This window comes from Mycobacterium sp. E796 (assembly GCF_001672815.1).
GTDB lineage: Bacteria > Actinomycetota > Actinomycetes > Mycobacteriales > Mycobacteriaceae > Mycobacterium.
This window is the reverse complement of the sequence record NZ_LZKK01000212.1, coordinates 29,092-41,032: the sequence shown is the minus strand read 5'-3', so window position 1 is coordinate 41,032 and position 11,941 is coordinate 29,092. Positions and strand designations below refer to the sequence as shown.

The window sequence follows — 11,941 nt, the reverse complement described above, 5'->3', positions numbered from 1 at the left end:
GCGCGCTAGCGGGCGCAGCCAGGGACTCCCGCAGACCAGGTCACGGGCCGCGCGACGCCATCATGTCCATGTGCACCTTGACCGAGGTGGGCACCCCCGCGATGCCGACCGTCCAGCAGTCACCCGATCCTTCCGACATCGGCACCCCGGACAAGTTTCGTAACAGCTACATAATCGACATAGTTCTATCGGGCAGGCCGCAGCGGAGCCCGCAAGACCTCCGCGATCGCCTCGACCATCGTCCCCGGCGTGGCGCCCGCATTGAGTTGGCTTACTAACTCCGGTAGGGCCCTTAGCACTTCGTCGGTGGGCCCCGGAAGCGCAATGACGATAGACCAGTTGGTCACTGCCACGGCAACGCGGATGCTGTCCTTAGCATGCCTGCCCTTGCCGGGCTCGAAGCGGGCAAGTACTGCAGTGGCCAGGTTCGGATCTAGCATCTGAAGCGCCTCAATGGTGCGATCCTTGTCTTCTGCACCGATGCCACCAGTGGTGAGGATGATGCCGAATCCTTCCGAAGCGAGAAGAGCCACTCGACCGGCTATCGCAACCTCGTCGTCGGGTACCACGCCTCCGGCCGCGACCTCGTAGCCAGCGCCACCGAGGATCGATGTGGCGGCTTCTAGGTTGGTGTCTCGCACTCTTCCGTCCGAGACCTCACCTCCGGTCGATATGACGGCCACACGCCGACCCACATAAGCTCGAACGTTCCGGTCGATGTCGCAGAGATCCTCTAGCACTGACGAAACTTCTTGCGTCGGTAGTCCAATCACGCCCAGAACGCCGCGAGAGTGCACAGCCGCACCTTTAGCCAACTGGACTCCCGGTACGTCAGCGACGGCAGCGAGCAGGGCGGCTTCTTTGCCGGCGAGGTCAGCGATCCGCATGCGCGGTTGAAGGACGTCGAAGACTATGCGATCGTCACGGACGTCGGTCACCAGCAGCTTTTCCCGCGGAAGCGATAACGTGGCTGCTACCACGTCGGCCAGTCGTACAAGATGGACGTGGTCGACCGTCACTCCAGAAACCCACAATTCCGTCTTATCTAGCAGCTCGATTTCAGTCATCGACAGTTAGCTCCATCCACTTGCCTCAGGTTTCGCTTGCGCCAATTGTGTCTTTGACGCGGGCCAAGACAGCTATCGACGATCCGATTTCTCTCGTGAGCGTCAAACCCACCCGCACCGCGCCCGCCTACTCATCGAAACGATCTTTGCGCCAACCATTTTGGAAGTAGTCGGTGATGAACATCGGAGACCACGCCAGGTGCGCGCTCCATCATGCGGTTGGCTAGACCCTCGGAAAGATGAAACGCCCCTGGTAAAGAGTCGTAGACGATGACGTTGTCGGTACCGGCAGCTTGCTTTGCCCGCGCCATCGCCGCAGGCAGATCGGTGATCAACGAGACATATTCCGCGAGTTGAGCATTAGAGGGATCGGTGATCAACCACTCCGCAGCAGGACCGTCTACCAAGAAGGTTGGTATGTTGCGAACAGTGGACGTGAACGGCACGCCGCCAGGCATGTAGTTGACGACGATAGCCTTGATTGCCGGATTGCTCCTGAGAAAAAGTCCTGGATTCGTTGGCAACTTCGACGTGAAAGCGGACAACAATGCAAGATTGTCCAAGTCCAGGAAGTCCACCGCAGCGTACAGCAGCGCGTCAAACGGCAACCCCGCGGCGTAGGAGTAAAGGAAACACCCGTGGCCGTCGAAAACGACTACCACGTCCTCGATCTCGCCCAGTAGGCGCATCAGTGGGCCATACGTACGTAGTACCTCAATGGTTAGACGTTGGTTGAGGGCGTCCAGGTCGTTGTCGGCGTCGACATCGACAACACCCTCTGGCGTCGTATCAAGTACAACGGTGCCGACGTACTTGCTTTGGACATAATCGCTGTCGAACACCGCGCGAGATACGATCTGTCCGGTTCGGGGACCGTAACCGAAGTGGTAGGCCGATCGGGTCTCGATGCGCGTGTACCCCATTCCGAACGGTTTGTGTAGGCGGTCGACCATTCGGTGCAGGTAGCCTTCGCGCATCTCGGTCACGTGGGTGTGAATGAAGTGGTCTGCAGCGAAGAGTGGGCGACACAGCCAGAATTTTCCGATGCGTGTGTCGATCTCGACTCCGCGGTCGATCTGTGGAATCTCCTTGACGGGTCCGAAGCGGTCATCTAGGTCAAATATCTTGACCCAGTCCGGATTTTCGATATGCCCCATTGACTCAGCTATTCGGAGGCGAACCCGTCCGCGCGTCTTGTCGACGACGTACTTTTGCGTCTCCTCGAGCATTGCAACGTAGGCGTCGCCGCACAGTGAGAAGCCGTGCGGGTTGGCGAGCAAATTCACGGTCTCGCCTGCCGAGATCTTGTCAAGGTTCATCCCCTGTAAACGCGTTCGGGTTTTCTCGCGAACGGCATCGAGATCGGTTGCACCCCAGCGTTTGTCGAGAGCCCACATCACTTTCCGCAATGTCGGGTCGAGGTTGCGCACCGGCAACGTGACGATTCCTGGAAGATTGGCAGCACGCTGTGCCACGACCTCGTCGGGATGCTTGCCCTTCCAGGTTCTTTGCAACATAGGAGGGGACATTGTGGGGTAGAGCATCTCCTAAGCCTCCTCGAAGTTGCCTCTAAGGGCCTGCGCGTCACGATCCAAGGGGTAAATCGGGTACTGCCGCGCGTACTCGGGGGCGACGTGTCCGCTACCGTCCAGCAGGTCGACCGCCGTGGCGGCGACGCCGTACCACTGAAACCCGCCCGGTGGGTTCTTCGCGATATTGACGTTCCCCGCCGCCTCCAAGAGTCGCAAGATGGGCTGCTGGCACAGTTCAGTGCAACCGGTCCGCGCGCCCGTTGCCAGTGAGACCTCCTCAGGGGAGCTCGCGCCGCGAAGGATCGCAGCCGCAATCTCGCTGGCGCGCGTCTCCGCGCAGAAACAGATCGGTTGCTTGGGGTGAACGCCCGCATGCCGACAGAGGGCGGCGACGGCCTCGCGCTCCGTGTCGTCGGCAGTGGTCGTCACGTGGAATGGCTCTTGCAGGACATGCATCGTGAGGGCATCCTCTGGACAGATCTCGACGCAGTTCTGTGCGTTGTAGCATGCATCTTCCACGAGAGCAGCCACGCGACGGGTTCCCGGCCCCTTCGGATCTTCCTCCGTGCGGCCACGCAACGACAGAGCGACAGTAGGGCATACGTTCACGCACAGACCGCAGCCCGTGCACTTGTCCAGAAGCACTTCGGCTACCATGCGCACCGTTTTGGCCACCTGCCGACTCCCAGTGATCTCGGTTATAAGCGCTGCGACCGGTCTAAGTGTACCTAGTTTAATATGTTGTGCAATGGTCGAGGGGATGGCGTCCACGGGCCGACTACATGCCTTGGCATAATCGGCATCTATGGCAATGACTGCCGCTATATTATCTATCTCCGGCGAACGGTGCGAACATGGCGGCCCCGAACCTGGTCAATGACCTTCCGGACCGTCAATTCTCGATGCCCCCAATTCAATAGGACCCCAAATGAACCAGAGTGTGGGCGCCCTGAACGCGAGAGCTTTCGTGCGGCGATGGCAGATGGACGACGCCGTCTTCACCTACGTCGTCGACGGCATCATGGCCATGCTCCCGCAGGCGTTCCTTCCCGCGATCCCGCGCAGCTACTGGGTCGACCACACCGCGGAGCTCGACGCAAACGGTCGAGTGCTGATGTCGACGGGCGGGTTGCTGGTTGAGCGCGCAGGACACCGTCTGCTGATCGACGCGGGGTTCGGTCGCGCCGCTGCGCACTATCCTGTGGGGTTTGTTGAGTCCGGCGCATTTCTACGATGCTTGCGCGATGTGGGCGTCAACCCGGCTGACATCGATGTCTTCGCACTGACACATCTGCATGTGGACCACACGGGATGGATGTTCACCAAATCCTCGAACGGCGTCTTCGCACCGACATTCCCGAAGGCGTCCTACGTTCTTGCCGAGGCGGAGTGGAGGCCACACGCCGACGGTCAGCGGACCGCGGAGACACCAGATGAGCGCTCCGTGATCGAACCCTTAGGTCGGCACCGACAGCGATGCGTGGTTTCGGACGGTGGCGAGATCGCTCCCGGGTCGACCGCCTTGGTTACGCCGGGACACAGCGCCGGGCACGCGTCCTACGTGGTGACCTCATCACACGGACGTCGGCTCATCGCTTTCGGTGACGCATTTCATGTTCCGGCGCAATTAGCCCACCCGCGTTGGGGTTCCGCGGCTGATGAGATGCCATCTGCGGTTCCGCGGGCCCGCGCACGTCTCCTCGACGAGCTACTCGCGCCAGACACATACGGCTTCGCCATTCACTTCGGCGATCAGCCGTTCGGCCGCGTCGTGCGCGATGCCGCCGGGGTGCCGCGATGGCAGCCTGTCCCGACCGAGGTGCTTGCCCCGCCGCCGTGCTAAACCACCAGGATTCGTGCGGCCGCCGGGGCGGACGGCTCACCCATCATGGACCTGGCTGGGTTGATTCGCGACGAATGCGCTATCCCAGACGTATCGTTCGATTCCCGCCGCAGTACCGGATTGGGGCCACTGGCGGCGCGCCCATTGCTCGATCGGATAGCGTCGCCGGTTTGAAAGGCCTTCCAGCGTGTAATCGTCGAGTTCCATGACGACACGCGGTCACGAAGCCGACACCGTCCTGCGCTTGGTTCAGCATCGACCGCAGACCTCTCTCAACCCTGTTGATGGCTCCAAGGGACCTGCGTATCAATCAGTATGTGCGGCGCTGAACGCGGCTTGCCAGGCAAGGCGCTGCGGGCAGTTCCGCGATGTCCTCCAGTTCGAGTTCCCCTGCCAGGTTCCTGATCTCGGCCTTACCGATCCCTGCGTCAACGTACGGATGACTGAAGCGCTTTCGAAACGATCCTGATTGTTTCACGACAGCGGCCGGCTGGGACCGCTGCCTCCATTGTTGCGGCTGACCGCAGGGGCCACCGAGCCGGCGCTCAGGTGGCCGTCACGGCGGTGGTCGGCTGGCCGTCGACCTCGGGGAGCCGCTGAATATCGATCATCAGGTCCTCGGCGTGCTCGATCGCGAACGCTCGGCTGTGCGGGTTGGTGACGATGATCCTGGTTCCAGCCAGCAGTCCCTCGAAGGCCATCGAGGCGACGTCGGCGGGGTCCTGTGCGTAGGGCATGATCGCCGCCGCTGCCTTGGGCCGCGCTTCGGTCAAGCGTCGGATGTTGTCGGTCAGGGTCCAGCCGGGAGCGAGCATCGAGACACCGATCCCCGATGGACCCAGATCGCGGTGCGCCGTCATCGTCAACCCGAGAACGGCGTACTTGCTCACCGTGTAGATACTCATCGGTTTGACATGCGGTGGGACCCCCAGCGAATGTTCCGACCCGGTGTTCAGCAGGTAGGCGGCGCTGCCCGCGGCAGCGGACGCGCGCAGCGCCGAGGCAAAGGCATGGACAACGTGAAAGGCGCCTTCCACGTTGATCCTCAAGACCCGTCTGGCGTGGTCCGGATCCACCTCGTGCAGCGGGCCGAACGCCCCAGTGCCGGCGTTGTTGCAGACGACGTTGACGCCACCGAAGCGGTCTACTGTCTCGGCCGCCGCACGCCGAACATCAGCCAGCTCGGACACGTCGGCAATCGTCGATTCCACCGTGCCGCCCTCTTGACGCAGAGCGGCGACCGCCTCTCCGGCGCCGTTGACGTCGATGATCATCACTCGGGCGCCACGCCGCACCGCCTCGCGGGCCAGCGCCAGACCGATTCCCGTCGCGCCGCCGGTAACTGCGACCACCGCGTTATTGAGATCTGTCACGGCTCTACCTCTCTATCGGGTCTGTCCGACGCGTCATCCGCATCGTCAGCGCCTTCACCGGATTTTGTATGACGGTATCCCGAAGACGGTCTGACTTCACCGTTTGCCAGCGGACGCCGAACTACGTGCTGCCGGCTCACAACTAACCAGGACTACTCAATCCTCGATTCCTCCGCCAGGTCTGGGGCGAACCCGGCATAGGGTCATCTGGCTTCTTGCCATAACCGATCGTCTGCCTCGTGTCGGCGCTCTACCCGCCAGCTGGCAATCTGCGTCGTGCTGACACCACGGATGCAACCCGGGTCCAGATAAGCTAGATCATTATGCTGTACTGGCCAGAGGAGTCGCGCGCTTCGATCCAGCGATCGATTTTCCACGACCGGCGCAGGAGGCGACATGGACTTGGCTTTCGACGACGAAGACGTCGCGTTTCGTCATGACGTTCGGCAATGGCTGCAAGCGAATCTTCCTACGACGCCGAGACCGCTCGATGACCAGGGCGCGCGGGCATGGGACATGGCCTGGCAGCGTCGCCAGTTCGAGGCCGGATATGGCGGGATCGCCTGGCCACGGGAGTATGGCGGTCAGGGCCTGCCGCTGGCGCGCCAGCTGATCTGGTTCGAAGAGTATGCGCGCGCCCAAGGACCTGGAATCGGCTGCGCATTCGTGGGTGTCAACCACGGCGGCCCAACGCTGATCGCAAAGGGAAGTGAGGAACAGAAGAGGCGTCATCTGCCGCGCATACTCGCCGGTGAGGAGGTGTGGTGCCAGGGGTTCTCGGAACCCGGTGCCGGTTCAGACCTTGCGGGGATCACCAGCAAGGCCGAGATTGTGGGTGACGAACTGATCGTCAACGGTCAGAAGATCTGGACCAGCTTCGCCCACATGGCCGACTTCCAGGAGTTGCTGGTGAGGACCGATGCCAACTCCACTCGCCACCACGGCTTGACTTGGGCCATCTGCGCGATGGACAGCCCCGGAATCACGATCAGACCAATCGTGTCGATGGATGGGGTGGCGGAGTTCTGCGAGGTCTTCTACGACGACGTTCGAATACCTCTCGGAAATGTAGTCGGCGGGGTGGGCGATGGCTGGTCGGTTGCAATGTCAACTCTGGCTTTCGAGCGCGGCACCGGCTTCATGAAGCTTCAAACGGAATTGTCCGTCACGTTGCAGAATCTGACCGACGACTGTGCGGCACAAGGGATGCTCGACGACTCCGCCGTCGCAACCGAACTCGGCGAGCTCCGGGCCGATGTGTTGGCGATGCGGGCGATGACCTATGCGACCGTGTCCAGCGCTGCGCGGACGGATGTGCCAGGACCGGAAGGGTCGATGATCAAGGTCTTCTACGCCGACCTCGCCCAACGCATCAACAGGACGGCGATGGAGCTCATCGGCATCGGCGCGATCGATCGCGCTGGCCGGTACTCGGCCACCATTAGTCAGTACTTGTATTCGTATGCATCGACGATTGGGGGCGGGACCTCAGAGGTCCAACGCGACATCATCGGCGAACGCATCCTCGGGCTGCCCAGAAACCGTTAGGAATCGACGTGGACTTTCTGCCCGACCCCGACCAGCTGGCGCTGGCCGCAGCGACACGCGATTTTCTCGAGGCCCGCTTCCCGATACAACACGTCCGGGCTCATGTCGATAACGGCCAATGGTCTGAGATTGCGCAATTGGGTTGGCTCGGTTTGGCCGCAGACGAAGAAGTCGGCGGTGCCGGCGCCACCCTTCTCGACGAGGCTTTTGTCTTCCGTGAGATCGGTCGGGGCTTGGCGCCAGGACCTATCCTGAGCACGTTGGCGGCGGCTCGAGTGGCCAGCATCGCCGGAAACGCCGGGCTGGCAGCAGATCTCATCGCCGGTAAGGAACGCGCCGGACGCGCAGTCGTTGCCGATAACGACGGCGAGGCGCTGGTCGTCGACCCGTGCGAAGCGCGCTATGCGCTTCTCCTCGAGGAACGCCGAGCAGCGTTGTACCAGATGCCCGAGTCGCTTTCGACCCATCCGGGAATCGAAGACGGAACCGTGCTCGCCCGATTGGCCACCGCGAGTTTCGGCCCGGCGGTCGCCCACGTGGATGATCCGGTCGAACTGGGCCGGCTGCGACGCACGCTTCTCATCCTCACCTCGGCTCAGCTCGCCGGAATTGCCCTCGCGACAAGCGATTTTGCTACCGAGCACGCCAAGAGCCGAATTCAGTTCGGCAAGCCCATCGGTGCCTTTCAGGCGATCAAACATAAGTGCGCGGATATGGCAACGAGCGCGTTCGCAGCCGACAACCTCATGTTCATGGCGGCGCTCAACGAAACGTCCAACTCGCCCGAGTCCGACTATGACGCTCTGGCCGCTGCGACATTTTGCCGACGTGCCGCGCTAGCCAACGCCCGCAGCAATATCCAGATCCACGGGGCCATGGGTTTCACGGCTGAGACGAGCGCCCATCGCTACGTGAAGAGAGCCCACCTGCTTTGCGCACTGGAGGATTTGGGCCACGCCGCACGCCGACTCGCCCGCCTCCCCTACCCCGACAAGGAATGAACTGTGACCAACACGGAACTGATCAGCGAGGTTCTCGACGGAGTCGGCGTGATCACCTTGAACCGGCCCCATCGCCATAACGCCATCACCGATTCACTCTTCGCGCAGATGCGCGCCGCCATCTACCGCAACCTCGATGACCCGCTGGTGCGCTGCCTGCTCATACGGGGAGAGGGCAGATCATTCTGCTCGGGCCGCGACACCGCAGAACTCGGCCAGCGCAGCAACGACGAGGACGACTTCACTTTCGTGCGGGAACACCAGCGTCTTCGGCTGGACATGATGGATTCACCCAAGCCCGTCGTCGCGGCCGTACAGGGCGCGGCTATCGGTGGCGGATTCGAGATCGCTTTGGGCGCTGACATCCGAATCATCGACGACACTGCGGTTTTCGCGCTTCCCGAAGTGGGCCTGGGTCTGGTTCCCGACACCGGGGGAACCCAGATACTGCCTGCCCTCGTAGGACCTGCCCGCGCGAAGTACCTGGTGCTCAGCGGTGCCCGCATCGACGCCGCGACGGCCTATGCCTGGGGCCTCGCCGAGGAAGTCGTCCCGGTGGGCGACCTGGCCGAACGCGCGTTGCAGCTGTGTCGAGAACTCGCGGCGCAGCCCCGCTTGGCCGTCTCGATGGCTAAGCTGCTGGTCGATCAGGCCACCGCGGGGCGCGTTCGAAACGGCTTCGGGCAAGAGCTGTTGGCCCAGACTGCGCTGTTCAGATCTGACGACTACTTGACGGTCCGGGCCACACGTACCGAGGAAAGGACCAATTGACATGCCCTTGCCGTCTCCCCCGCCCCTGGGCACGCCAATGCTTCCTCCTGACACCTTCGCCGGTCAGGTGGTCGTCGTCACCGGTGGCGGCACCGGCCTCGGCAAGGCCATGGCGGTGGAGTTCGCCAGAACCGGAGCCGCTGTCGCGATCGCCAGTCGCAACCCCGAACACCGCGCAAGTGGCGTCCACGCGATCACATCGCTGGGCGCCAGGGCCTTGGGGGTTGCCCTCGATGTTCGCGACCCCGACGGGGTCGCCGCGATGTTCGATTCTGTGGAAAGCGAGTTGGGCCCCGCGGACGTGCTGGTAAATAACGCAGCCGGCAACTTTCCGGCCCGGGCCGTGAAGATGTCCGCCAACGCGTGGCGCAGTGTAGTAGACATTGTGCTCAACGGAACGTTCCTGTGCAGCACCGAATTCGCCCGTCGGTCGCTGGCACGCCAGGCTTCAGGCGCGATTCTCAACATCGGCGCGACCTACTCGTGGACAGGCGGTCCCGGTACCGCCCACTCAGCGGCCGCCAAAGCGGGGGTCACAAATTTGACGCAGTCCTTGGCAGTCGAATGGGCACCGCACGGGATACGCGTCAATTGCCTCGCGCCCGGGAAATTTCCGCACGACGACCTACCTGAGGCGCTACGCAAGATGTCGGACCCGGAGCAGGACGCCAGACGAATTCCCGGCGGACGCGTGGGCGAGCCTCACGAATTAGGTTGGGCCGCAACCTACCTTTGTTCGCCGTATGCTTCCTACCTCACAGGACACACGCTTGTTTTGGACGGCGCCAACTGGTTGCGCCGTGGCTTGATCATGCCGGAGTTCACCTCCATCGAACAACAGCTGCCCTGACAACCGCCCGCTGGGAAGTCGCGTCAACTCGCAGGAGAAGCGAGCGCGGCACGGCCAGAACCGTAGGCGCCTGATTCTAGGTGTCCAGACCAGACGATTCAGGCAGGTGCTGAGCCGCAAGCCCGTTGGCGAGCGCCAGCACGTGCTTGGCGGGCAGCCCCAGAGCCGCAGCGGCCCTTGCCACGTCGTCCCATTCGGCCGAGGCATTGAGGACACTGCCCTCCGGGGAGAGGCTGCGCTTGATGGCTATGGGTTCGCCCGCCACCTCCATCGTGACGAAATCCCGTCGCAGTGAGAACTTTTCGACGAAGCTTTGCCGCAGTCCGATCGTGGTACTCTCCCGAAAGATCACCTCCCGCACCGCCTCGGCGTTGCTCTGCGAGGTGATCACGCAAAGGGTATGCGCCGGTCTGCCCTTCTTCATCATGATGGGCTGCAACCACGCATCGCCGGCGCCGGCGTCAAGCAACCGCGCCAGCACCGTCGCCCACAGCCGGGGGTCCATATCGTCGACGTTGGCCTCGAGCACGACGGCACGGTCATCTGTGGCGGCACCTGTTGACGCGTCGGTTTCGCCCACCGCTAGACGGACGACGTTGGCCCGGTGGGCCGGATCGGCGTCGCCCGCACCAACACCCAGTGCGCCGATACGCATCACCGGCATGTCGCCGTATTCGTGGGCCACACTGGTGGCGATCGCCACTCCGGTAGGGGTGGCCAACTCCATCTGGTCGGGCCCGCCGAAGCCCGGAGCACCGGCCCGTTGCATGAGGGCCAGCACCGCCGGACCCGGAACAGGCAGCTGACCATGTGCGGCGGCGACCGACCCACCTCCTAGTGCAATAGGCGTGACAACGATGCGATCGCAATCCAGGTGCAGGAAACCCGCGCACGACGCGACGACATCGGCGATAGCGTCGAGTGCGCCTACCTCATGGAAGTGAACGTCGTCCGGATGGATCCCGTGGACATGCGCTTCGGCTTCTGCGAGCGCCAAGAAGATCTTTAACGCCCAATCTCTCAGCGGCGGCTTGAGCACCTGCAGAATCGCGCGGACGTCGCGCCACCTCCGCGACGGCTGTTCGCCCGCAGGCGTGTCCACCAAGACTTTGGTAGCAGCCAGGCCGCCGCGAGTTACGGTCTCCTCCCGCAAGGTGATCGGCAGTCCGAGTTCGGCGACTGATGCCGCCATCACCTCCAGCGGTACGCCAGCGCCGAACAGTGCGCCGATGATCATGTCGCCGGCCACGCCGCTGCGCAAGTCCAGCCAACCGACCCTGCTCATGCCGAACGCACCCTTCTGGCAATCCGGGCGGCGAAAACCCCTGCGCCGAAACCATTGTCGATGTTGCACACGACGATTCCCGGTGCACACGAGTTGAGCATGCCCAACAGGGCAGCGACGCCGCCGGCACCCGTTCCGTACCCGACGCTAGTGGGCACCGCGATGATCGGAGTGCCGACGAGTCCCCCGACGACCGAGGGCAGGGCGCCCTCCATACCAGCGATCACGATCGCCACATCCGCGGCTTGTAATCGCGGCTGTACGGCGAGAATACGGTGCAACCCCGCCACGCCCACATCAGAAATGCACACAGCCTCCGATCCGAAGACTCGCACCGTCAGCGCCGCCTCGGCGGCGACGTGGGCATCCGATGTTCCCGCGGAGACGACGGCAACCGTGCCTCTCGGTTGCGGTAGCGGGCCGACGGCAACACTGCTCTTCGACACGGTGGCTTCCGGCCACTGTGCGGTGAGCTCGGTGATGTGCTCCGGACCCGCCCGGGTAACCAGGGTGGCGCGATCCGGGTGAGCCGCGCGCAAAGCGGCGACGATACCCAAGGTCTCCTCGGGCGTCTTGCCCGCGGCGTAGACGACCTCGGGATCGCCGGTGCGCGCGGCGCGGTCGACGTCGACCGTGGCATAGCCGAGATGCACAGACTTATCGCACCCGGG

General features: G+C 63.1%; 12 protein-coding genes. 5 read left to right on the top strand and 7 right to left on the bottom strand.

Annotated features, from left to right (window positions below; all coding sequences use genetic code 11):
* Positions 1-185 precede the first annotated feature (185 nt).
* The 3 genes from A5706_RS15880 to A5706_RS15870 all read right to left on the bottom strand — a co-directional run bounded on the left by A5706_RS15880 (position 186) and on the right by A5706_RS15870 (position 3,274).
* Positions 186-1,067, bottom strand: a complete 882-nt coding sequence (locus tag A5706_RS15880; RefSeq protein WP_068132260.1) for a molybdopterin-binding protein — start codon at positions 1,065-1,067, stop codon at positions 186-188.
* Positions 1,068-1,198: 131 nt separating this feature from the next.
* Positions 1,199-2,584: a hypothetical protein gene (locus tag A5706_RS15875; protein WP_156767156.1), complete on the bottom strand. Its 1,386-nt coding sequence runs from the start codon at positions 2,582-2,584 to the stop codon at positions 1,199-1,201.
* 30 nt (positions 2,585-2,614) lie between these two features.
* On the bottom strand, positions 2,615-3,274 hold the full coding sequence (locus A5706_RS15870; protein ID WP_082964419.1) for a 4Fe-4S dicluster domain-containing protein: 660 nt from the start codon (positions 3,272-3,274) through the stop codon (positions 2,615-2,617).
* A 253-nt stretch (positions 3,275-3,527) separates the two neighbouring features.
* Here A5706_RS15870 and A5706_RS15865 point away from each other — a divergent pair, with 253 nt between their 5' ends.
* A complete protein-coding gene (locus A5706_RS15865; protein WP_068132256.1) occupies positions 3,528-4,442 on the top strand; it encodes an MBL fold metallo-hydrolase in 915 nt (304 codons plus the stop codon).
* 36 nt (positions 4,443-4,478) lie between these two features.
* Here A5706_RS15865 and A5706_RS33080 read toward each other — a convergent pair whose 3' ends face one another.
* A complete protein-coding gene (locus A5706_RS33080; protein WP_156767155.1) occupies positions 4,479-4,649 on the bottom strand; it encodes a hypothetical protein in 171 nt (56 codons plus the stop codon).
* A 338-nt stretch (positions 4,650-4,987) separates the two neighbouring features.
* Positions 4,988-5,815, bottom strand: coding sequence for an SDR family NAD(P)-dependent oxidoreductase (locus A5706_RS15860; RefSeq protein ID WP_068132254.1), 828 nt, complete (start codon positions 5,813-5,815; stop codon positions 4,988-4,990).
* 396 nt (positions 5,816-6,211) lie between these two features.
* On the opposite strand from A5706_RS15860, the gene A5706_RS15855 reads away from it, so the two are divergent.
* From A5706_RS15855 to A5706_RS15840, 4 genes are read left to right on the top strand one after another with little or no spacing between them, the layout of a single operon-like run.
* Positions 6,212-7,363 carry an acyl-CoA dehydrogenase family protein gene (locus A5706_RS15855; protein ID WP_068132253.1) on the top strand — a complete coding sequence of 384 codons (1,152 nt, stop codon included), beginning with the start codon at positions 6,212-6,214 and terminating at the stop codon, positions 7,361-7,363.
* A gap of 8 nt (positions 7,364-7,371) precedes the next feature.
* The gene (locus tag A5706_RS15850) at positions 7,372-8,364 is read left to right on the top strand and encodes an acyl-CoA dehydrogenase family protein (protein ID WP_068132251.1); all 993 of its coding nucleotides are present in this window, start codon (positions 7,372-7,374) and stop codon (positions 8,362-8,364) included.
* 3 nt (positions 8,365-8,367) lie between these two features.
* The gene (locus tag A5706_RS15845) at positions 8,368-9,135 is read left to right on the top strand and encodes an enoyl-CoA hydratase/isomerase family protein (RefSeq protein ID WP_068132249.1); all 768 of its coding nucleotides are present in this window, start codon (positions 8,368-8,370) and stop codon (positions 9,133-9,135) included.
* A 1-nt stretch (position 9,136) separates the two neighbouring features.
* Positions 9,137-9,985 carry an SDR family oxidoreductase gene (locus A5706_RS15840; RefSeq protein WP_068132247.1) on the top strand — a complete coding sequence of 283 codons (849 nt, stop codon included), beginning with the start codon at positions 9,137-9,139 and terminating at the stop codon, positions 9,983-9,985.
* A 76-nt stretch (positions 9,986-10,061) separates the two neighbouring features.
* On the opposite strand, the gene larC is transcribed toward A5706_RS15840, so the two are convergent.
* Positions 10,062-11,270, bottom strand: a complete 1,209-nt coding sequence (gene larC, locus A5706_RS15835; protein ID WP_068132246.1) for a nickel pincer cofactor biosynthesis protein LarC — start codon at positions 11,268-11,270, stop codon at positions 10,062-10,064.
* Positions 11,267-11,923 carry a nickel pincer cofactor biosynthesis protein LarB gene (larB, locus tag A5706_RS15830; protein WP_369831876.1) on the bottom strand — a complete coding sequence of 219 codons (657 nt, stop codon included), beginning with the start codon at positions 11,921-11,923 and terminating at the stop codon, positions 11,267-11,269. The genes larC and larB overlap by 4 nt, the downstream gene beginning before the upstream one ends.
* Between the last annotated feature and the right edge of the window lie 18 nt (positions 11,924-11,941).